Below are 21,418 nucleotides of genomic sequence, written 5' to 3' on the forward strand. Positions count from 1 at the left end.
CTTATCGGGGTAAGCGCGGCTCTGGTATCCTCGCCGGCATGACTAAATCACTCCCCCTCAGCCTGATCGCAGCCCTCGGTGAAAACCGCGTGATCGGCGTCGATAACAGCATGCCCTGGCACCTGCCGGGGGACTTCAAATACTTCAAGGCCACGACCTTGGGCAAGCCGATCATCATGGGCCGCAAGACCTGGGATTCGCTCGGTCGTCCGCTGCCAGGGCGCTTGAACATCGTGGTCAGCCGTCAGGCCGGTCTGTTGCTGGAAGGTGCGGAGGTTTATCCGTCGCTGGAAGCAGCGGTGGTTCGCGCCGAAGAATGGGCGAAAGCGCAGGGCGTCGATGAGTTGATGCTGATTGGCGGCGCGCAGTTGTATGCGCAGGGATTGGCGCAGGCTGACCGGTTGTACCTGACCCGCGTTGCGCTGAGCCCGGAGGGTGATGCGTGGTTTCCGGAGTTCGATCTGAACCAGTGGAAACTGGTGTCGAATGTGCCGAATCCGGCCGAGGGTGACAAACCCGCGTACAACTTCGAAGTCTGGGAAAAGGCTTAAAAAGCATCGCTGGCAAGCCAGCTCCCACAGTGTCCAAGGTGAATCACAAATTGTGTGAACACCATAGATTCCTGTGGGAGCTGGCTTGCCAGCGATAGCAGTCTGTCAGGCGCTGATCAAGCCTGCGCCAACTCCGCATGCTCATCGGCATCCAGCAGCGCTTTATCAGTCTGTTGCATCACCTGGCTGGTAATCGCACCCGCCGTGATTGAACCACTCACGTTCAGCGCCGTACGACCCATGTCGATCAGCGGCTCAACCGAAATCAGCAGCGCCACCAGCGAAACCGGCAAGCCCATCGCCGGCAGCACGATCAGTGCCGCAAACGTTGCGCCACCACCGACACCGGCCACGCCGGCCGAGCTCAGGGTCACAATCGCCACCAGCGTCGCGATCCACAGCGGGTCCAGCGGATTGATGCCGACAGTCGGCGCCACCATCACCGCCAACATCGCCGGGTACAGACCTGCACAGCCGTTCTGGCCGATGGTTGCACCGAACGAAGCGGCGAAACTGGCGACCGATTGCGGAATCCCCAGACGACGGGTCTGCGCTTCGATGCTTAACGGAATGCTCGCCGCGCTCGAGCGGCTGGTGAACGCGAACGTCAGCACCGGCCAGATCTTGCGGAAGAACCGCAGCGGGTTAATCCCGGCGGCGGATACCAGCAGGCCATGCACCACGAACATCAGACCCAGACCGAGGTACGACACCACCACGAAACTGCCGAGTTTGATGATGTCTTGCAGGTTGGAACCGGCGACCACCTTGGTCATCAGCGCCAGCACGCCATACGGGGTCAGCTTCATCACCAGACGTACCAGACGCATCACCCAGGCTTGCAGGGTGTCGATGGCGTTGATCACTTTCTGACCTTTTTCGACGTCATCCTTGAGCAGTTGCAGCGCGGCAACCCCGAGGAACGCAGCGAAGATCACTACGCTGATAATCGACGTCGGCTTGGCCCGGGCCAGATCGGCGAACGGGTTCTGCGGGATGAACGACAGCAGCAATTGCGGCACATTCAGGTCGGCAACCTTGCCGGCGTAGTCGGTCTGAATCGTTTGCAGACGGGCCATTTCCTGAGTGCCGGCGACCAGACCTTCAGCGGTGAGGCCGAACAGATTGGTCAGGCCGATACCGATCAGCGCCGCAATCGCGGTGGTGAACAGCAGGGTGCCAATGGTCAGGAAGCTGATCTTGCCCAGCGACGAAGCATTATGCAGACGCGCCACGGCACTGAGGATCGAGGCGAACACCAGCGGGATCACGATCATTTGCAGCAACTGCACGTAACCGTTGCCGACCAGATCGAACCAGCCGATCGAGGCTTTCAGCACCGGGTTGCCAGCACCGTAAATAGTATGCAGCGCAACACCGAAGGCAACGCCCAGGGCGAGTGCGAGCAGGACTTTTTTCGCCAGGCTCCACGAGGTATGGCGGGTTTGCGCCAGACCGAAGAGCAGGGCGAGGAACACCAGCAGATTGAGGATCAGCGGCAGATTCATGAAGACTCCGATAAGACTTGTGCCAGCCACATTCTTGGGCAGCTGCGAACCGGCAAGCCTAACAGTTTGATTTCCATTGATTTAATACCGAAAAGGCAGGTCGTCCGTCGTTTTTGGAATAAGCCAATGTCGCTCAGAGGGATGCATCTGGCGCAAAAGGGACGCGCTCGGTCGCTGACAGACGAGGACTGTCACACTTATTTGTTAGCGTCGATCTCTTTGAACCTGTGTCTTTCAATGAGGGAGCATGCCGATGAAGTTCGCACCGAAAATGCTGGCTGTCGCACTGACGTTAGGGCTGGGCTTTGCCGGACAGGCATTCGCCACCGATCTCAAACACTGGCCGGCCGACCAGGCCAAGGCGCTGGACGCGATGATCGCGGCCAATGCCAACAAGGGTAACTACGCGGTGTTCGACATGGACAACACCAGTTACCGCTACGACCTGGAAGAGTCGCTGCTGCCGTACATGGAAAACAAGGGCCTGATCACCCGCGACAAGCTCGATCCCTCGCTGAAACTGATGCCGTTCAAGGACACCGCCGACCACAAGGAAAGCCTGTTCAGCTATTACTACCGCCTCTGCGAAGTTGACGACATGGTCTGCTACCCGTGGGTAGCGCAGGTGTTCTCGGGCTTCACCCTCACAGAGCTCAAGGGCTACGTCGATGAAATGATGGCTTCTGGCAAAGCGGTGCCGGCCACTTATTACGACGGCGATGTGGTGAAAAACCTCGACGTGCAGCCGCCGAAGATCTTCACCGGGCAAGTCGAGTTGTACAACAAGTTGATGGAAAACGGCATCGAGGTTTATGTGATGACCGCCGCTTCGGAAGAACTGGTGCGCATGGTCGCGGCCGATCCGAAGTATGGCTACAACGTCAAACCGCAGAATGTTATCGGCGTGACTACGCTGCTGAAGAATCGCGAAACCGGCGAACTGACGACTGCTCGCAAGCAGATCACTGCCGGCAAGTATGACGAGAAGGCCAACATGGGCCTCGAACTCACGCCGTACCTGTGGACCCCGGCGACCTGGATGGCCGGCAAACAAGCGGCGATCCTCACTTACATCGACGAATGGAAAAAACCGGTACTGGTGGGCGGCGATACACCGACCAGCGACGGTTACATGCTGTTCCACAGTGTGGATGTGGCCAAGGGGGGCATCCATTTGTGGGTCAACCGCAAAGACAAATACATGACCCAACTGAATGGCATGATGGCCAAGAACGCTGCGGCCCAGGCCAAAGAAGGTTTGCCGGTTACGGCGGACAAGAACTGGGTGATCGTCAAGCCTGAAGAGATCCAGTAAGACCGAGGTGCCTTCATCGCGAGCAGGCTCACTCCTACATTGAAATGCGTTTTCCTGTAGGAGTGAGCCTGCTCGCGATGGGGCAGTCATATTTACCCATTGAATCGAGCTGAAAACAAAATGCCCCGCACTTGGCGGGGCATTTTTTGTCCGGCGGCTAAGGATTACAGGCCGTCGAGCATCGCTTTGTTACGCACCGCGCCCTTGTCGGCGCTGGTGGCCAACAGGGCGTAGGCTTTCAGGGCGGTGGTCACTTTGCGTGGACGCACTTCCACCGGTTTCCAGCCTTTCTTGTCCTGTTCGGCACGGCGTGCAGCCATTTCCTCATCGCTGATCAACAGGTTGATCGAACGGTTTGGAATGTCGATCAGGACTTTGTCGCCGTCCTGTACCAGACCGATTGCACCACCGGCAGCCGCTTCTGGCGAAGCGTGGCCGATGGACAGGCCTGACGTACCGCCGGAGAAACGACCGTCGGTGAGCAACGCGCAATCTTTGCCCAGGCCTTTGGATTTCAGGTACGAAGTCGGGTAGAGCATTTCCTGCATGCCCGGGCCGCCTTTCGGGCCTTCGTAACGGATGATCACGATGTCGCCGGCCTTCACTTCGTCAGCGAGGATGCCGCGAACGGCGCTGTCCTGGCTTTCGAAGATTTTTGCATTGCCTTCGAAGACGTGGATCGACTCGTCGACGCCTGCGGTTTTCACTACGCAGCCGTCCAGAGCGATGTTGCCGTACAGAACGGCCAGGCCACCTTCTTGGGAGTAGGCGTGCTCGAAGCTGCGGATGCAGCCGTTTTCACGGTCGTCGTCGAGACTTTCCCAACGGGTCGACTGGCTGAACGCGGTCTGGGTCGGAATGCCCCCCGGGCCAGCCTTGAAGAAGTGATGCACGGCTTCGTCGGTGGTCTGGGTGATGTCCCACTTGGCGATGGCTTCTTCCATGCTGCGGCTGTGTACGGTCGGCAGGTCGGTGTGCAGCAGACCGCCACGGGCCAACGAACCGAGGATGCTGAAAATGCCGCCAGCGCGGTGAACGTCTTCCATGTGGTACTTCTGGATGTTCGGCGCAACTTTGCACAGCTGTGGAACGGTGCGCGAGAGACGGTCGATGTCGCGCAGGTCGAAATCGATCTCGGCTTCCTGGGCCGCAGCCAGCAAGTGCAGGATGGTGTTGGTCGAACCGCCCATGGCGATGTCGAGCATCATTGCGTTCTCGAACGCCTTGAAGTTGGCGATGTTGCGCGGCAGAACCGACTCGTCGTTCTCGGTGTAGTAACGCTTGCACAGCTCGACGATGGTGCGGCCGGCCTGCAGGAACAGCTGCTCGCGGTCACTGTGGGTGGCGAGGGTCGAACCGTTGCCCGGCAGTGCGAGGCCCAGGGCTTCGGTCAGGCAGTTCATCGAGTTGGCGGTGAACATGCCGGAGCACGAACCGCAGGTCGGGCACGCGCTGCGCTCGTACTCAGCGACTTTCTCGTCAGAAGCGCTGGAGTCGGCGGCGATCACCATGGCGTCGACAAGGTCGAGGCCGTGGGAAGCGAGTTTGGTCTTGCCGGCTTCCATCGGGCCGCCGGAAACGAAGATCACCGGAATGTTCAGACGCAGGGCCGCCATCAGCATGCCCGGGGTGATCTTGTCGCAGTTGGAGATGCACACAATCGCGTCGGCGCAGTGGGCGTTGACCATGTACTCGACGGAGTCGGCAATGATCTCGCGGCTCGGCAGCGAATAAAGCATGCCGTCGTGGCCCATGGCGATGCCGTCATCCACGGCGATGGTGTTGAATTCTTTCGCTACGCCACCGGCACGTTCGATTTCACGGGCAACCAGTTGACCGAGATCTTTCAGGTGCACATGGCCCGGAACGAACTGGGTAAAGGAGTTGGCAATGGCGATGATCGGCTTTTTGAAGTCGTCATCTTTCATCCCGGTGGCGCGCCACAGTGCGCGGGCGCCGGCCATGTTGCGGCCGTGGGTGGATGTTTTCGAGCGGTAATCTGGCATGGAACACTCCGGGCGGCTAATCAGGTATCAAAGGGGAGTGAGCTTCTATTGACGTCTGGAACACTCAGAAATAGCCGTGTGTCCGGAAGTTGCCGATGACTTTGCGGGATCGCCGCTTGCCTCAGCCTGAGCTCATAAACCCGCCGGGGGATGAATGGCGATGAATCCGCCGATTCTACACCGCTGGCGTCTGGAGGGAATGCCACAAAGCGTTGTTCCAGTGCCGACGGTTGGTATTCGATGACGACCGGCAGGTTCAATCACTGCCCGGCTGCGCTATCGGACTGGCCTCGACAGTTTTTGCTCGACGGCTGATCCTGCTATTTAGTGTCAGCGCCACGCAACTGAGCAGGACAAAGCAGTAACCGAGCGTCGATTGCAGGTTGGTCGGGCTGAGGCTGATCAGCGCACTGATCAATCCGCCGCAAATGAAGATGATCGTGCTGCCGGCCGAGGCCGAGGTACCGGCAATCTCGGGAAACAGGCTCATGGCCCGGGAGGTGGCAGCGGGGCGGGCAATGGTGGTGCCGGCGGTGCAGATCAACATGGGCACCAGTACCGTGGCTGGGCTCAGCGCAAAATATTTCGACAGATACAGCATCACCAGTCCTGCCATGAGGATCAGGCTCAGCCCGGTAATGATCTGCTGGCCGGGGGTGATTCGTCGGCTCAGCACTGTGGCGGCGACACCGCCGACGATATAGGCCGCGCCGTAGATCAACAGGATCAGCGAAAAGTCATAAGCCGAGAGTTGCAGGCGTTCCATGAAGATCAGTGGCGAGATGACGATGAACGAGAAGTGGCAAGCGAAGGCAAAGGCTGAAATCAGCCAGTAACCAACGAAGTCGAAACTCCCCAGCACTCCTCGATAGGCACCCAGGAAGTTAAGCGTATTGCTGCTGGTGGCTGGGCGGGTGTTCTCCAGAAACAGCCAGGCCTTGATTAGCACCACGACAGCCAGCGCAGTGAACAGCCAGAAACTGCCGCGCCAGCCGAGGGTGGCTTGCAGAAAGGTGCCGGCCAACGGCGACACCGAGATGAAAATCCCTGTAGCCGTGACCATCAGGATGCGCAGGCGATCACGCTCCTCACCCTCGAACAGGTCCTGGACCAGGGCCTGGGACAATACGAAGCAGCCGCAACCGATTGCCTGCAACACGCGAAACATCAGGAACAACGAATAGTCGCTGGTCATCACGCAGCCGAGCGCACCGAGCATCGACACGCACATGCCGGCAAGCAGCAGCCCTTTGCGGCCGATGACATCGGAAAGCGGCCCGATCAGCAATTGAGCAAAGGCGATGCCGACGGCGAACAGGCTGATCGACAGCGCGATATCCGCCGGGGTGCGTCCGAAGTGCGTGGCCAGCGCCGGAAATGAAGGAAGCAGGACGTCCAGTGGAAACACGCCCAAGAGCACCATCGCCAACAAGAGGCTTACAGCCCCGCGTCGTTGCCGGGCGGTCACCACTGTTCTTCCTTCATTCATCGATCAGTCCTGCCCTGGCGAAAAGTTTCAGGTTGTTGGGTAGTGCGAAGAATCCGGCTTTGCTCAATGCCTCAAGGGTCGCGGTGGCTCCAGCCCTGGCTCGCTGGCGTCTGGCGCCGACGCTGGTCACGCTGTCGAGAATCTCCCGGGTGGCACTGTCGCTGATACCGACACCGCGCAGGCTTTGTTTCAACCAGCGCTCATCGACCTCGAAAAACGTCACGATGATATCCAGCAGGGTTCTGGCAGCGAACACTCGCTGGCGACCGTTCAAGGTCAACCAGAGGTAGTGGAACACTTCAGAAAAGTAGCGACTGTGGCGAGCTTCGTCAGCGAGGTGGTCGCGCAACATGTCACTTACGCTGCTCACCAGACTTTCCCGACAGACGTCGAGCAGCTCACGGGCAATGATGGTTTCCGAGACGAAGCCGAGCAGAAACCATGCCAGTGGCCGGCTGTTCTCCGGCGTGCGGGCGATCAACGCGTTCAGTCGGGTGATGCGCAGAGGCATCACCGGACGCTCGGCGATGGCATAAAGCTTGGCGATCTGTTCCGCGAGTCGATTGGAAAACAGCGCGTGATAGCCCTCGTCCGTATAGAGCTGAAGCGCGGCATTTTTCATTCGCGGAGGAACGTATGCGGGCAACTCGCCGTGGATGATGGTTTCGACGGCGCGGTTGACGATGCGGTGTTCGAGCAACGTGGTGTAGTCGAGAAAATGCACCAGATGACAAGCTGACAGGCGATGCATGACGTCGGTGCCAGCCGCTTCGATGGCCGGATGGGCCAGGTACGGCAGGAATGCCGGAGGGAACCAGAATCGGGTCAGCAGTTGTTGCTGCACGTCGGGCGGTAATTGGTAGTCGTGGTGGCTGGTGCGGACTGTGGCGTGAGTGTTCCAGTCGCCCAGCGTGAACTGAAGCGACCAGGACAGTGGTTTTTCATCCGCGCCGGAAGTAAACGCCTTCATGGCGAAGACTCCTGTAGCAGGTCCTGCATTTCCTGGCACATCGCTCGCCCGTCGCTTGCACCACAACCGACGAAGAACAACGGCTGTTCTGCACTGTTTTCAATCTTCAGCAGGGCTTCGACCTGACTGTCGGCGAACGCTCCGGTCAGCCAGGTATTGAGGCCCAGTGTCGTCGCCACCAGTTGGAAGGATTGCGACAGATGTCCGGCCTCGACGAACGCCATTCGGTAGGCCCGCGAGTGTTCGTATTTCCACCAGAGCTTGTCGAATCGCGCGGTGATGAACAGCCCCAGCGGCAGGTTGTTGATGAAGTGCTGGCCGGCCAACAGATTGCCGAGTGCCGGTTCGGGTAGCGGGTTCACTGGACTCAGGGCGTGCTCTGCCGGGTGATAGGCGTAAATGCCGGGCTCAAGACCGGTGACGTTCTGCACCAGAAGAAAGCCTTCACACGCGTTTAGGCCACCACCGGAAGGGCTGCTTCGTCGGGCGTCGAGACCGGCGATGCTGGAGTCGCGATCGTTTTTACGTTCGTGGAGATAACCGAGGGTCAGATATAACAAGGTGGCAACGTCATCGAGGGTGATCGCTGCGCCATTGAACGAGCGACATGTTTTGCGCTGGAGCAATGCGTTGTTCAGGCTGTCGTCAGTCAATGCGAATGGTTTGGGCAGGGGAATTCGCTGGCCATCACCCTGAAGCGGACGTTGTTGCTCGGGAGCCGGAGTGGTCAGCACTTCATTGCAATGCTGGAGGTATTGTCTGGACCACTCATGAATATCTTGAGGTGTATGTTCGCACGGGATGTTCTGAGTGCCGATATGATAAATTTTCGACAGTTCATCCCAACCCCATTGCGGGTTGTCTAGTTTTGTAATAGTTAGGATTCCCGCATTTAATAGTTGTATGTCTATTATGTTGCGGCTGTCGAAGATATTGGGGTTGTCGATAAGTTTGGCAAGGCGGGAGGCGTAATTGACATCAAGTTCATGTTGAACATGATCTTTATAGTTCCAGACTATTTGTCCGGGTGTGCGCGGCAATATGAACAGAAAAGGATTGATGTGCATGTGGGTCGGCTCGCTCTGGTTACAGTCGGGCGGACACTGGAGGGCCGGCACTCCCCAGCGTCCTGACTTACTTAACGGGCTTTAGGGGCAACCAGAAAAGCCAGGTTTGCGATTTTGTTAGCTTCCAGAGTAATTGCTTTCATAGTGTGAACTCCTTGTTCATCAATTGTGGGTGCCACCTCGTGGTGACAACTCAATAATAGTTTGTAATGGATTTATGGCAAGCGATTATTAAGTAGGAAAAATCCAGTAATTTTGTCGGAGTGGTCGCACGGCGAAAGCTGCTGTGTAAGTTGTATGTCGTTAAATTAAAGTTGCGGAGAAATTTCCTGCAAGTATGTAGGAAGTTATTTGTAGGAAGAGAAATGCGCAGCGGGTGAATCCGACGACGTTGCATCGCCAGACAGCAAGCGGGGAGCCCGTGGGCTCCCCGTTTTCAGGCCAATCAGCTGTTTGGCAGCAGACGGCAGGTGATGCTTTTGATGTAGCGGGTCTCGGCGATGGCCGGGTGTACCGGGTGATCCGGGCCCTGACCGCCACGCTCCAGCAGTTGGATGTTGCGGTCCAGGTGACGGGCGCTGGTCAGCAGGATGTTCTGCAGATCGTCTTCCGGCAGGTGCATGGAGCACGAAGCGCTGAACAGGATGCCGTCCTTGTTGAGCAGGCGCATGGCCTGTTCGTTCAGGCGACGGTAAGCGCCTTCACCGTTTTTCAGGTCCTTCTTGCGTTTGATGAACGCGGGCGGATCGGCAACGATCACGTCGAAGCGCTCTTCGCTGGCCTTGAGTTCTTTCAAGGCCTCGAACACGTCACCTTCGATGCAGGTCATTTTTTCGGCGAAGCCGTTCAGCGCGGCGTTGCGCTCGACGCCGTCGAGGGCGAAGGCCGAGGCATCGACGCAGAACACTTCACTGGCGCCGAATGCGGCAGCCTGCACGCCCCAGCCACCGATGTAGCTGTACAGGTCGAGCACGCGTTTGCCTTTGGCGTAAGGTGCCAGACGGGCGCGGTTCATGCGGTGATCGTAGAACCAGCCGGTTTTCTGGCCCTGAATCACCGGTGCTTCGAACTTCACGCCGTTCTCTTCCAGTGCAACCCACTCCGGCACCAGGCCGAACACGGTTTCGACGTAGCGGTTGAGGCCTTCGGCATCACGGGCGGCGGAGTCGTTCTTGAACAGGATGCCGCTCGGCTTGAGCACTTGAGTCAGTGCGGCGATCACGTCTTCTTTATGCGCTTCCATGGTCGCTGAAGCGATCTGCACCACCAGGATGTCGCCGAAACGGTCAACCACCAGACCTGGCAGCAGGTCGGAATCGCCGTAGACCAGACGATAGAACGGCTTGTCGAACAGGCGATCACGCAGCGACAGGGCGACGTTCAGGCGATGCACCAGCAGCGACTTGTCCAGCGGCAGCTTGATGTCGCGCGACAGCAGACGGGCGCAAATCAGGTTGTTCGGGCTCATCGCGACGATGCCCAGCGGCTTGCCGCCGGCAGCTTCGAGGATGGCCTGATCGCCGGCCTTGAAGCCGTTCAGAGGGGTGGCGGCAACGTCGATTTCGTTGCTGTAGACCCACAAGTGGCCGTTTCGCAGGCGTCGGTCGGCGTTGGCTTTGAGGCGCAGGCTAGGCAGGGACATGACGTCGCTCCGGAAAAAAGAGCGGGAGTATAGCGTGTTGTACTGCCCGATTGGCTGGCGAGTGGACATGTGGCTGTTGGATACACAGGACGCCTGCGGTGGGTGGCTATACAGAGGCCCTGTGGCGAGGGGATTTATCCCCGTTGGACGGCGCAGCCGTCCCAATCCGTCCGGCACGGTACATCTGATATACCGCGCTGGCAGGTTTTGCGACTGCTGCGCAGCCGAACGGGGATAAATCCCCTCACCACAATAGATCAGTGGGAGCCGAACCGTCCTTATCAGGCTGACAGGGCCGTGATCAGTTCGCGGCTGAACGCCGGAATATCATCCGGGTTTCGGCTGCTGATCAGGTTGCCGTCCTTGACCACTTCTTTATCCACCCAGTGCGCGCCGGCATTAACCAGATCATCCTTGACGGTCTTGTAGCTGGTCATGGTCTTGCCATTCACCAGTCCCGAAGAAATCAGCAACCAACTGCCATGGCAAATCACCGCGATGGGTTTGCCGGCGGACGCTCCGGTCTTGACCAGATGCTGGGCATCCTGGTCGATGCGAATAGTGTCGGAGTTCTGCACGCCGCCGGGCAACACCACGGCATCGTACTGCTCGATGCTGGCGGCCTGGAAAGTCTGGTCTACCTTGAAGTCGTCCGCCGGTTTGTCGTGGTTCCAGCCTTTGACCTTGCCGGCTTCGGCCGAGAGGATGTCGACCTGTGCACCAGCCTGCTCCAGCGCTTGCTTGGGGCCAGTCAATTCAACCTGTTCGAAACCATCGGTTACCAAAAAAGCGACACGTTTGCCGTTGAGGGAAGTGGCCATCTATAAGCTCCTGAGTCTGCGGGATTTGCCGTCGCACGGAACTGAATTCAACCGTTCGGCATTACAGATTCCGAAGCCGGCGCGTGAATGAAAGTTCCTGACAATTGCCCACTGGTATGTCGTCCTGCAGTTTTTAGAGGTTAGAATCCCCGCCTGTCCCAGAGTGTGTACTTATGTCCCAAGAGCTGACCACCGAACAGATTCAACAGTCCCTGCAAGGCATCAGCGTGCCGGCGCAGCCGCAGATCATGGTGGATCTGCAAATGGAGCAGTACATGCCCGACCCGGATCTGGAGGTGATCGCCAAATTGATCGCCCAGGACCCTGGCCTGTCCGGCTCGTTGCTGAAAATCGTCAACTCGCCGTATTACGGCCTGAGCAACAAGATCACTTCGATCCAGCGCGCAGTGAATCTGCTGGGCAGCCGTTCGATCATCAACCTGATCAACGCGCAGTCGATCAAGGGCGAGATGAACGACGACACCATCGTCACACTCAATCGTTTCTGGGACACCGCTCAGGACGTCGCGATGACCTGCCTGACGCTGGCCAAACGCATCGGCACTCAGGCTGGCGATGAAGCCTACGCCTTGGGTCTGTTCCACGATTGCGGCGTGCCGTTGATGCTGCAGCGCTTCCCCAACTATATGTCGGTGCTGGAACAGGCTTACGCCAACGCCAGCCCTGAATGCCGAGTGGTCGATACCGAGAACCGTGAGTTCAACACCAACCATGCGGTGGTCGGCTACTACACGGCCAAGTCGTGGCGCCTGCCGGAGCATGTGAGTGCGGCTATCGCCAATCACCACAACGCCCTGGCGATCTTCACTGACGAGTCGTCGCGCAATAGCCAACTGAAAAACCTGCTGGCGATTCTGAAAATGGCTGAGCACATCTGCGCGTCGTACCGAGTGCTGGGCAACCAGACCGAAGATTTCGAGTGGAACGCGGTCGGTCCGCTGGTGCTTGATTATGTCGGTCTGTCGGACTACGACTTCGAAACGCTCAAACAAACGATCCGCGACCTCGGCGCGCATTGATTCGAGGACGCCATGCCTGAACTGCCGGAAGTCGAAACCACCCGTCGGGGCATCGCCCCGCATCTGGAAGGCCAACGGGTCAGCCGGGTTGTCGTGCGTGAGCGGCGGTTGCGCTGGCCGATCCCCGAAGACCTCGATGTGCGCCTGTCCGGGCAACGCATTGTGCTGGTCGAGCGGCGAGCCAAGTATCTGTTGATCAACGCCGAAGTCGGCACCTTGATCAGCCACTTGGGCATGTCGGGCAATCTGCGGCTGGTGGAAGTCGGGTTGCCGGCGCTCAAGCATGAGCATGTCGATATCGAACTGGAATCGGGTCTGGCCCTGCGCTACACCGATCCACGGCGTTTCGGCGCGATGCTCTGGAGTACCGATCCGCTCAATCACGAATTGTTGATTCGCCTCGGGCCGGAGCCGTTGACCGATCTGTTCGATGGCGAGCGCTTGTTCCAGCTGTCACGTGGGCGTTCGATGGCGGTCAAGCCGTTCATCATGGACAACGCGGTGGTGGTGGGCGTCGGCAATATTTATGCGACCGAAGCGCTGTTCGCTGCCGGCATCGACCCGCGCCGCGAGGCCAAGAGCATTTCCCGGGCGCGTTACCTGAAACTGGCAATCGAGATCAAACGCATCCTCGCTGCCGCTATCGAGCGCGGCGGCACCACGTTGCGCGACTTTATTGGTGGCGACGGTCAGCCGGGGTATTTCCAGCAGGAACTGTTTGTCTACGGTCGTGGCAACGAACACTGCAAGGTCTGCGGCACCGGCCTGCGGGAAGTGAAGCTGGGTCAGCGCTCCAGTGTGTTCTGCCCGCGCTGCCAAAGTTAGGCAGGAAGTCGAAAAAGTCCTACGGTCTATAGTGAGTTGTCTCACTGTTCAGCCCGAAGGATCGTGCCATGAAATCCTTGCAAGTCCTGCTTGTCGCACTGCTGCTGTGTTCCAGTCTGCCCGCCGGGGCCACGGAAAGCGGCAGCGGTGATCCACGCTATGCGATTCAGAATCCCCCTGCCTACGCGATGATCGGCGATCTGCTGATTGCCCGACCTTTATTGGTGGTGGCGACGGTGATCGGTGCAGGGGTGTTTGTGGTGTCGCTGCCATTTACCGCGCTGGGCGGCGGCGTCGGGGATGCGGGGCAGGCGTTGGTGGTCGATCCGGCGAAAGCGGCGTTCGTGCGGTGTCTGGGGTGTACGGGGGAGGGGTTTGAGCAGCGGGAGTGAGCTGATCTGAATAATGCAGTGATGCTGAGGCCTCATCGCCAGCAGGCTGGCTCCCACAAGGGATTGTGATCGGCACAAATCCCCTGTGGGAGCCAGCCTGCTGGCGATAGGACTAATAAGCGAAGATAGACTCAGGCCTTGCCAGTGATCTTGTGGTACTTCTCCATCAACTGCTCTTCAGTCTCCGGATGCGCTTCGTCCAGCGGGATGCAATCGACCGGGCAGACCTGCTGGCACTGCGGCTCGTCGTAGTGGCCGACGCACTGGGTGCACAGGTTCGGGTCGATCACGTAGATCTCTTCGCCCTGGGAAATGGCGGCGTTCGGGCACTCGGGTTCGCAGACGTCGCAGTTGATGCAATCGTCGGTGATGATCAGGGACATGCTAACTCCAGCCGGGGCGGCAGGCCCGGGCGCTATAAATCAATGCGCGCAATTGTGCCGCATTGGCGCCCGTAGTGCACGCGGGCGCCGTTTGAACGGTCGTTACTTCTTGAAGCGCAGGGTCAACGCGTCGGCCACGGCCGGGTGGACGAATTTGGTGATATCGCCGCCCAGGGCTGCGATTTCCCGCACCAGCGTCGAGGAAATGAACGAATAACGCTCGGACGGCGTGAGGAACAGGCTCTCGACATCCGGTGCCAGTTGGCGATTCATGTTCGCCAGCTGGAACTCGTATTCGAAGTCCGACACCGCTCGCAGGCCACGCAGGAACACGTTGGCGTTCTGCTCTTTGGCGAAATGCGCCAGCAGTGTCGAGAAGCCGACCACTTCGACGTTCGGCAGGTGTTTGGTCACTTCGCGAGCCAGTTCAACCCGTTGTTCCAGCGGGAACAGCGGGTTTTTCTTCGGGCTGGCGGCGACAGCAATGATCACATGATCGAACAGGCGCGAGGCGCGTTCGACCAGATCGCCATGGCCCTTGGTAATAGGGTCGAAGGTACCTGGGTACAACACTCGGTTCATCGCGTCGTCCTGGCGGGAGTCCGTTGGGGAGTCGGATGGTATCGCAGCCGTCCCGGTCGGCCAAGTCGCCTGTTGGGTAAGAAAGCACTATAGACGAGACGAATAATCGTTTTTTTCACGGATTTCTCAGTCGATCGACGAGGGATGTCGCCAGTTGCGCCGTAAGGCCATACACCGACAATTGCGGGTTGGCGCCGATGCTGGTGGGAAACAGCGAGCCGTCGTGAATCGATAGATTGCTCAGTTGATGATGACGACCCAGGCTGTCGGTGACCGCAGTTTTCGGGTCTTCGCCCATCGCGCAACCGCCCATGACGTGAGCGCTGCCCAGCCGGGTGCGATACAACTCAAGGCTCAGACCGTCAATCAGCGAGCGCGCTTCGGCCAGGCTGTTCACGTAGCGCGCATCGGCGTGCATCGGCATCACCGATTTGGCACCACCGGCAAACTGAATCTCGGCCATGCTGTGGAACGCCCGGCGCAGACCTTCCCAAGCGTAGGGCGAGACCTGATAGTCGAGCACTGGCGAGCCATCGCCACGCAATTCGACGCTACCGCCTGGGCTGTCCGGGTGAAAGCCGTCGCGCAGCAACGCGAGCATGGCATGGGTGTGCGGCAGATCGGCCATGTGCTCGGCGTTCTGCTGGCCAAAACCGCCGAGCAGAGTTGCCGCCAGCGCCGGTTGCAGCGGCGGCACTTCAAGTTTGTAGCCCATCGGCCCGGTGGTGCCGTCCTTCCACTGGAAATAGTCCGAATAGATTGACTGCGGCGCGCCGTAGAACGGATTGACCACTTCTTCGAAACGCCCGGCGGACATATTCACCAAATGCAGAAACGTGCGTTTGCCGAGGCATTTATGCGGATCGGGAGCATCCGAACGCAACAGCAGCCCCGGGCTGTTGATGCCGCCACCGGCCAGCACGTAATGCCGCGCCTTGACCGTGATGGTGCGGCCGGTGGGCTCGACGCAGCGTTCATCCATTGCCACGCATTGCAGGCCGGTGACCTTGTCGCCACTGAGCAACAACTTTTCGGCGCGAGCCAGATAGAGCAGCTCGCCGCCCTTTTCCAGCGTGGCGGGAATGGTCGTGACCATCATCGATTGCTTGGCATTGGTCGGGCAGCCCATGCCGCAATAACCGAGGTTCCAGCAGCCGAGCACGTTGCGCGGAATGACATGCCAGCTATAGCCGAGTTGCTCACAGCCTTTACGGATCACGTCGTTGTTGGCATTTGGCGGAACCATCCAGGGGGCGACGCCGAGGCGTTTTTCCATTTTCTCGAACCATGGCGCCATGTCGGCCGGGGTATGACCCTTGACGTTGTGCTCCTTGGCCCAGTGTTCGAGGGTTGGATCGGGGGTGCGAAAGCTCGACGTCCAGTTGATCAGCGTGGTGCCGCCGACGGCGCGTCCTTGCAGGATGGTGATGGCGCCGTCCTTGCTCATGCGGCCGATGCCTTCCTGATAGAGGCTGCTGTAGGCCTCGTCTTCGAGCATTTTGAAGTCGCTGCTGGTTTTCAGCGGGCCTTCTTCGATCAGCAACACTTTATAGCCGGCGGCGCTGAGGATTTCCGCAGTGGTGCCGCCGCCAGCGCCGCTGCCGATGATTGCCACGTCGGCTTCCAGCGTCAGGTCATTGGTCAGTTGCGCGCCGTTGTAGGTTTTCCAGCCACGGGCGAGGCCTTCGCGGAACGGGTCGGGTACGGGCATGTTCAGGCTCTCTTATTGTTGTCTGGCAGATGGATAGTGCTGCTGTTGGCCTCATCGCGAGCAGGCTCACTCCTACATTTGGAATGCGACCCCTGTGGGAGTGAGCCTGCTCGCGATAGGGGCTCCACGGTTTCAGACGGTGGGTGGGCCGGGGTAGCCGCAATGGGCCCAGGACTCGGCGCGGGTGTACCACGCCATCATCACCATTTGCTGCAGGGAGCTATGGCCCATGCGCAACAGACTCAGCGAGCTGTTCTGCCAGCGGTCGAGGAAATGCCGCATGGCCTCGGGACTGGCGTTTTCCCAGCTGCCCCAAATGCCGGTGAGCGGGCCACGAGTCACGGTCATGCCGAGCACGTCGAACAGTTGCCGGGTGAGTTTGAGCATTTCCGGCGACAGGTGATTGAGGCTGTAGTCCAACGACTTCAGCGTGCCGTCGACGGCGGCGGGCATGGCTGTCGCGGCTACGGCGCCGTCTAGCATCACCGGAATCAACGCGCGTAAAAACAGCAGATCGCCGTCGCGTAACGTGACGAAACCGTTGGCGGCGATGCTCGACGAACAGCCACTGAGGCTCGCGCCAAGCCCGGCAGTGGCAAGAAACGCGGTGGCGCCGAGGCTGAATTTCAGCAGGCCACGGCGTGACAGTGCAGGTGTTTCGGTCAGGCTTGGGTGCATTGTTGTTTTTACCAGGCGGTGACTTGCGTTAGCGAATGAACAGTTTCTGGATCAGTTTCTGAATCGACGTGCCATACGGTGGATAAATCAGCCTGGCCGCGTTGAAGCGCTGCTTGATCAGTACGCCCTTGGCCTTGCTGAAAGTCAGGAAACCTTCGTGACCGTGGTAATGACCCATGCCCGAGGCGCCAATGCCGCCGAACGGCATGTCGTCCTGCGCGACGTGCAGCAAGGTGTCATTCAGGCATACGCCGCCCGAATGGGTTTCGTGCAATACGCGATTCTGCTCACGCTTGTCGTAGCCAAAGTAGTAAAGGGCCAGAGGACGAGGGCGCTGATTGATGTAGGCAAATGCCTGATCCAGATCCTGATACGGCACGATTGGCAGCAACGGGCCGAAGATTTCATCCTGCATTACCGTCATGTCGTCGCTGACATTCAGCAACAGACTGTGCGGCATGCGTCGGCCCTGGCCTTGATCGAACAGCGGAATCAGTAGCGCGCCCTTGCTGGTGGCGTCGCTGAGATAGCTGTTGAGTCGCGCCAATTGGCGATCGTTGATGATTGCGGTGTAGTCCGGGTTGTCGGCGAGCGTCGGATAAAACCCCTGAACCGCCTGACGATAAGCCTCGACGAACGCGCCGACGCGGTCTTCCGGCACCAGCACGTAATCCGGGGCGACGCAGGTCTGGCCGGCGTTGAGGGTTTTGCCGAAGGCGATGCGTTCGGCAGCGTCTTTCAGCGGTACGTCGCGGGAGACGATGGCAGGGGACTTGCCGCCCAGTTCGAGGGTCACAGGGGTCAGGTTTTCTGCGGCGGCGCGCATCACATGTTTGCCGATGCTGGTAGCGCCGGTGAATAGCAGGTGATCGAAGCGCAGTCGGGAGAACGCCACGCCGACGTCGGCTTCACCGAGCACTACGCAGACCAGGTCTTCGGGGAAGATCCGCGCGAGCAGTTCCTTGAGCAGCAGGCCGGTGGCCGGGGTCGATTCGCTGAGCTTGAGCATCACCCGGTTGCCCGCCGAAAGGGCACCGACCAGCGGGCCGATGGCAAGAAACAGCGGGTAGTTCCACGGCACGATGACGCCGACCACGCCCAGCGGCTGATACACCACTTTTGCCGCAGCAGGCTGGAAGGCGACGCCGACTTTGCGCCGCGAGGGCTTCATCCACTGCTTGATGTGGCGGCTGGCGTAATGGATGCCGTGCAGGCTCGGCATCAGCTCGGCCAGCAGGGTTTCGTCAGCGCTGCGGTGACTGAAATCGGTGCTGATTGCTTCGATCAAGGCCTGACGTTCATTGCTCAACAGATCGCGCAACGCCTTGAGCCATTGCTGGCGCTGGGCGGCAGGCGGCATCGGGTTGGCGGCATACGCTGTGCGCTGGCCGTCGAACAGCCGATTGAGCTCGTCCAACGGCTGTTGAAGCGCCTGCAAGTAGGCAATGTCGGCAGTCATGGTCAGCTCCGGATTTATTCTAGTGAGGAACTTTTTAGAGTCTATGCTCTACAAAGTCAAATGACTTCCTGAACCGGTGCGGTTTTATCCGCTGACCGATAGGTCGTAAGATGCCCGCTATCGCACTCTGAATTTAAGCTCAAGCCATGGCCCCACGGATAAAAACCAGCGAGCGCATCGTGCAGAACAGCCTCGAGCTGTTCAATCAGCAGGGCGAACGCAGTATCAGCACCAATCACATCGCGGCCCATATGGAGATTTCTCCGGGCAATCTGTACTACCACTTCCCCAACAAGCAGGCGATTATCGCCGTGCTGTTCAGTGAGTACGAAAGCCTGGTGGACAGCTTTCTGCGCCCGCCTCAGGGGCGTGCTGCCACGGTCGAAGACAAGCGCTACTACCTCAAGGAGCTGCTGTCGGCGATGTGGGGCTATCGCTTTTTGCATCGTGATCTGGAACATTTGCTCGACAGCGATGCGGACCTGGCTGCGCGCTACCGGCGTTTCTCTCAGCGTTGCCTGATTCAGGGCACGGCGATCTACGAAGGGTTCGTGGCTGCCGGGATTCTCAAGATGGATCGCGTGCAAATCGAATCCCTGACGCTGAATGCCTGGATCATCCTTACCTCTTGGGTAAGGTTTCTGTGCACCACGCGGGAGAACTCCAAGCACCTCAGCGAGCAGGCCATTAAACGTGGTGTGTATCAGGTGTTGGTGCTGGAAGCAGGTTTTGTCACAGAGCAGGCCCGCGAAGAGGTCAATGCGTTGTTCGAGGAGTTCTACGTGCCGCTGGCCCAGGCCCTCGAAGAAGTGCAATAAACAATTTCGATGTCGTCCCACAGGAGTCCGCTATGCCGATTGCGCAACTGATCAGCCCGCAAGCGTTGGATGCCCGCAAGGAGCAGCCGGGGCTGGTGATTCTCGATTGTCGTTTTGCCCTCGAAGATCCGGATTACGGTCAGCGCAGCTACGCCGAAGGGCACATTGCCGGGGCGAGCTTCGCCGATCTTGAGCGTGACCTCAGTGGCCCGGTGATCAAGGGCAAGACCGGGCGCCACCCGTTGCCCGAGCCAGCGGCGTTGATCGAGCGACTGCAAGCCTGGGGCATCAATGCCGACAGCGAAGTGATTCTGTATGACGACGGCCCCGGCGCTTATGCGGCGCGGGCCTGGTGGTTGCTGGCGTGGCTGGGCAAGCGTGATGGCGTGTTCATTCTCGATGGCGGCCTAAAGGCCTGGCATGCGGCGGGCCTGCCGCTGAGTCTCGACGCGCCGAGCGTGTCTCGCAGCAATTTCAGCGGACAAGCAGACATGCATCTGTTGCTCAGCGCCGAGCAATTGCACAAGCGCCTCGGCCAACCGACGCTGACCTTGCTTGATGCCCGCGGATTGCCGCGTTTCAAGGGTGAAGTAGAACCGATCGATCCGATTGCCGGGCACATTCCCGGTGCGCAATGTGCGGCGTTCACCGACAACCTCGGCAGCGACGGACGATTCCTGCCGGCCGATCAGCTCAAACAGCGCTTTGCCGCGAAACTGGGCGAGCGCTCACCGTCTGAACTGGTCGCGTATTGCGGGTCCGGGGTAACGGCTTGCCACAATCTGTTTGCGTTGTGTCTGGCGGGTTATCCGTTGGCTTCGCTGTACGCGGGGTCATGGAGCGAGTGGATCAACGAACCGGCCCGCGGCATCGCCACCGGCGAATAGTCAGTAACTGCTGAACCCCTGTGGGAGCGAGCTTGCTCGCGAAGAGGTCGTGTTAGTCGATGGAGATGTCGGCTGACACACCGCTTTCGCGAGCAAGCTCGCTCCCACATTGGATCATTGGGTGTCTTCTGGCGTCCGTCGGGCATTGCGATACGCAGCAGGCCCGACGCCATAAGCCTGCTCGAACTGCCGGCTCAGGTGGCTCGGTCTACCAAAAGCGGCTCGACTCGCCCTGATCGTTCATGGCGCTACTCGCGCCCTGCGGCGGCCAGCCATTGCGGGATGCGCCGTTCCAGGTAGTAACCCGGCTGACGGAATGAACCGTCGACGAATCCGACATGCCCGCCCCGGGTCTGCAATTCGAACTGCGTGGACGAGGACAGCTCGCTGGCTTGCGGCAAGCTGTGCGGGAACACGAATGGATCGTCCGCTGCCTGAATAATCAGGGTCGGCGTGTGGATCTCGCCGAGGAAGTAGCGGCTCGATGCGCGGCGGTAATAGTCCTCGGCATCGACAAAGCCATGCAGCGGCGCGGTCACTCGGCCATCGAAATCCCAGAACGTGCGCATGTTCTCCAGAGAGCCGAGCGCGGCCAGCGCGGCGAGGCCGTCTTCGCGTCCGTCATGCTGGAACTGCCGTTGTTTGTTCTTGATGTAGGCGAGCATCTCGCGCATGAAGTGCGCCTGATAGACCTTGGAAAACCCTTGGCCGATCCGATCCGCGCATTGGTCCAGACGAAACGGCACCGATACCGCGACCGCACCAAGCACACCGCTTTCGCGGCCGGTTTCGCCCAAGTGCTTGAGCAGCACGTTGCCGCCCAGCGAATAACCGACGGCATACAGCGGCGCCAGTGGTCGCTTGGCGCGCAGATGCTTGATGGTTTCGGCGAGGTCTTCGCTGGCGCCGGAGTGATAGCTGCGTGGCAGCAGATTCGGTTCGCCCGAGCAGCCACGCCAGTTCAGCGCGACACTGGCCCAGCCTTGCGCGGCGAGGGCGGCTTGCATCCCGGCGACGTAAGGCGAGTTCGAGGAACCGGTCAGCCCGTGCAATACCAGCACCAACGGTGCGTCGGCGCTGTGCGGGCCGTGCCAGTCGAGGTCGAGGAAATCGCCGTCGTCGAGCCACAGGCGTTCGCGCTCGCGATCAAGGTGTACGGTTTTGCGCCACAGCGGCCCCCACAAGGTTTGCAGGTGCGGGTTGCCGAGGCCGAAAGCGGGGGTGAAGCGTTCTGACGAAAGGGACACGATGGTTCTCGATGCAGCAATGTGAGT

20 protein-coding genes are annotated in these 21,418 nt (G+C 59.5%); 7 read left to right on the forward strand and 13 right to left on the reverse strand.

Annotated elements, in window-relative coordinates:
- Window positions 1–38: 38 nt before the first annotated feature.
- The gene (locus tag ACTWLJ_RS08720; protein ID WP_445180560.1) at window positions 39–551 is read left to right on the forward strand and encodes a dihydrofolate reductase; all 513 of its coding nucleotides are present in this window, start codon (window positions 39–41) and stop codon (window positions 549–551) included.
- A 116-nt stretch (window positions 552–667) separates the two neighbouring features.
- On the opposite strand, the gene ACTWLJ_RS08725 is transcribed toward ACTWLJ_RS08720, so the two are convergent.
- The gene (locus tag ACTWLJ_RS08725; protein ID WP_445180561.1) at window positions 668–2,059 is read right to left on the reverse strand and encodes an L-cystine transporter; all 1,392 of its coding nucleotides are present in this window, start codon (window positions 2,057–2,059) and stop codon (window positions 668–670) included.
- Between the two features lie 253 nt (window positions 2,060–2,312).
- Here ACTWLJ_RS08725 and ACTWLJ_RS08730 point away from each other — a divergent pair, with 253 nt between their 5' ends.
- Entirely contained in the window at window positions 2,313–3,374 is a 1,062-nt protein-coding gene (locus ACTWLJ_RS08730; RefSeq protein ID WP_445181341.1) for a haloacid dehalogenase-like hydrolase, read from the forward strand.
- A 164-nt stretch (window positions 3,375–3,538) separates the two neighbouring features.
- Here ACTWLJ_RS08730 and ilvD read toward each other — a convergent pair whose 3' ends face one another.
- The 6 genes from ilvD to ACTWLJ_RS08760 form a co-directional block, all read right to left on the reverse strand.
- On the reverse strand, window positions 3,539–5,380 hold the full coding sequence (gene ilvD / locus ACTWLJ_RS08735) for a dihydroxy-acid dehydratase (protein ID WP_445180562.1): 1,842 nt from the start codon (window positions 5,378–5,380) through the stop codon (window positions 3,539–3,541).
- Window positions 5,381–5,636: 256 nt separating this feature from the next.
- A complete protein-coding gene (locus ACTWLJ_RS08740; protein WP_445180563.1) occupies window positions 5,637–6,869 on the reverse strand; it encodes a multidrug effflux MFS transporter in 1,233 nt (410 codons plus the stop codon).
- Window positions 6,862–7,839: a diiron oxygenase gene (locus ACTWLJ_RS08745; protein ID WP_445180564.1), complete on the reverse strand. Its 978-nt coding sequence runs from the start codon at window positions 7,837–7,839 to the stop codon at window positions 6,862–6,864. Before ACTWLJ_RS08745 ends, ACTWLJ_RS08740 begins: the two co-directional genes overlap by 8 nt.
- Complete coding sequence (locus ACTWLJ_RS08750; RefSeq protein ID WP_445180565.1) at window positions 7,836–8,906, reverse strand: SagB family peptide dehydrogenase; 1,071 nt, start codon at window positions 8,904–8,906, stop codon at window positions 7,836–7,838. The genes ACTWLJ_RS08745 and ACTWLJ_RS08750 overlap by 4 nt, the downstream gene beginning before the upstream one ends.
- Window positions 8,907–9,351: 445 nt before the next feature.
- Window positions 9,352–10,548, reverse strand: a complete 1,197-nt coding sequence (locus tag ACTWLJ_RS08755) for a class I SAM-dependent rRNA methyltransferase (RefSeq protein ID WP_401213560.1) — start codon at window positions 10,546–10,548, stop codon at window positions 9,352–9,354.
- Window positions 10,549–10,829: 281 nt separating this feature from the next.
- Window positions 10,830–11,369, reverse strand: coding sequence for a type 1 glutamine amidotransferase domain-containing protein (locus ACTWLJ_RS08760; protein WP_445180566.1), 540 nt, complete (start codon window positions 11,367–11,369; stop codon window positions 10,830–10,832).
- Between the two features lie 227 nt (window positions 11,370–11,596).
- Here ACTWLJ_RS08760 and ACTWLJ_RS08765 point away from each other — a divergent pair, with 227 nt between their 5' ends.
- From ACTWLJ_RS08765 to ACTWLJ_RS08775, 3 genes are all read left to right on the forward strand, one after another.
- Window positions 11,597–12,409, forward strand: a complete 813-nt coding sequence (locus tag ACTWLJ_RS08765; RefSeq protein WP_445181342.1) for an HDOD domain-containing protein — start codon at window positions 11,597–11,599, stop codon at window positions 12,407–12,409.
- Between the two features lie 12 nt (window positions 12,410–12,421).
- A complete protein-coding gene (gene mutM / locus ACTWLJ_RS08770; protein WP_401213565.1) occupies window positions 12,422–13,234 on the forward strand; it encodes a bifunctional DNA-formamidopyrimidine glycosylase/DNA-(apurinic or apyrimidinic site) lyase in 813 nt (270 codons plus the stop codon).
- A 68-nt stretch (window positions 13,235–13,302) separates the two neighbouring features.
- Window positions 13,303–13,626, forward strand: coding sequence for a multidrug transporter (locus tag ACTWLJ_RS08775; RefSeq protein ID WP_445180567.1), 324 nt, complete (start codon window positions 13,303–13,305; stop codon window positions 13,624–13,626).
- Window positions 13,627–13,757: 131 nt separating this feature from the next.
- On the opposite strand, the gene ACTWLJ_RS08780 is transcribed toward ACTWLJ_RS08775, so the two are convergent.
- The 5 genes from ACTWLJ_RS08780 to ACTWLJ_RS08800 form a co-directional block, all read right to left on the reverse strand.
- Window positions 13,758–14,009, reverse strand: coding sequence for a YfhL family 4Fe-4S dicluster ferredoxin (locus tag ACTWLJ_RS08780; protein WP_128873547.1), 252 nt, complete (start codon window positions 14,007–14,009; stop codon window positions 13,758–13,760).
- A gap of 102 nt (window positions 14,010–14,111) precedes the next feature.
- Window positions 14,112–14,591, reverse strand: a complete 480-nt coding sequence (gene coaD, locus ACTWLJ_RS08785) for a pantetheine-phosphate adenylyltransferase (RefSeq protein WP_003176711.1) — start codon at window positions 14,589–14,591, stop codon at window positions 14,112–14,114.
- A 115-nt stretch (window positions 14,592–14,706) separates the two neighbouring features.
- The gene (locus ACTWLJ_RS08790) at window positions 14,707–16,302 is read right to left on the reverse strand and encodes a GMC family oxidoreductase N-terminal domain-containing protein (protein ID WP_445180568.1); all 1,596 of its coding nucleotides are present in this window, start codon (window positions 16,300–16,302) and stop codon (window positions 14,707–14,709) included.
- 132 nt (window positions 16,303–16,434) lie between these two features.
- Entirely contained in the window at window positions 16,435–16,980 is a 546-nt protein-coding gene (locus ACTWLJ_RS08795) for a twin-arginine translocation pathway signal protein (protein ID WP_445180569.1), read from the reverse strand.
- 28 nt (window positions 16,981–17,008) lie between these two features.
- Window positions 17,009–18,439, reverse strand: a complete 1,431-nt coding sequence (locus ACTWLJ_RS08800; protein WP_445180570.1) for a coniferyl aldehyde dehydrogenase — start codon at window positions 18,437–18,439, stop codon at window positions 17,009–17,011.
- A 146-nt stretch (window positions 18,440–18,585) separates the two neighbouring features.
- Between ACTWLJ_RS08800 and ACTWLJ_RS08805 the strand changes: the two genes are divergently transcribed.
- Together ACTWLJ_RS08805 and ACTWLJ_RS08810 are read left to right on the forward strand one after the other, a co-directional pair.
- Window positions 18,586–19,257 (forward strand): TetR/AcrR family transcriptional regulator, encoded by a 672-nt coding sequence (locus ACTWLJ_RS08805; protein ID WP_401213581.1) that lies wholly within the window; start codon window positions 18,586–18,588, stop codon window positions 19,255–19,257.
- 32 nt (window positions 19,258–19,289) lie between these two features.
- Window positions 19,290–20,144 (forward strand): sulfurtransferase, encoded by an 855-nt coding sequence (locus ACTWLJ_RS08810; RefSeq protein ID WP_445180571.1) that lies wholly within the window; start codon window positions 19,290–19,292, stop codon window positions 20,142–20,144.
- Between the two features lie 248 nt (window positions 20,145–20,392).
- Here ACTWLJ_RS08810 and ACTWLJ_RS08815 read toward each other — a convergent pair whose 3' ends face one another.
- Complete coding sequence (locus ACTWLJ_RS08815) at window positions 20,393–21,391, reverse strand: hydrolase (protein ID WP_445180572.1); 999 nt, start codon at window positions 21,389–21,391, stop codon at window positions 20,393–20,395.
- Between the last annotated feature and the right edge of the window lie 27 nt (window positions 21,392–21,418).

This window comes from Pseudomonas sp. McL0111 (assembly GCF_052567255.1).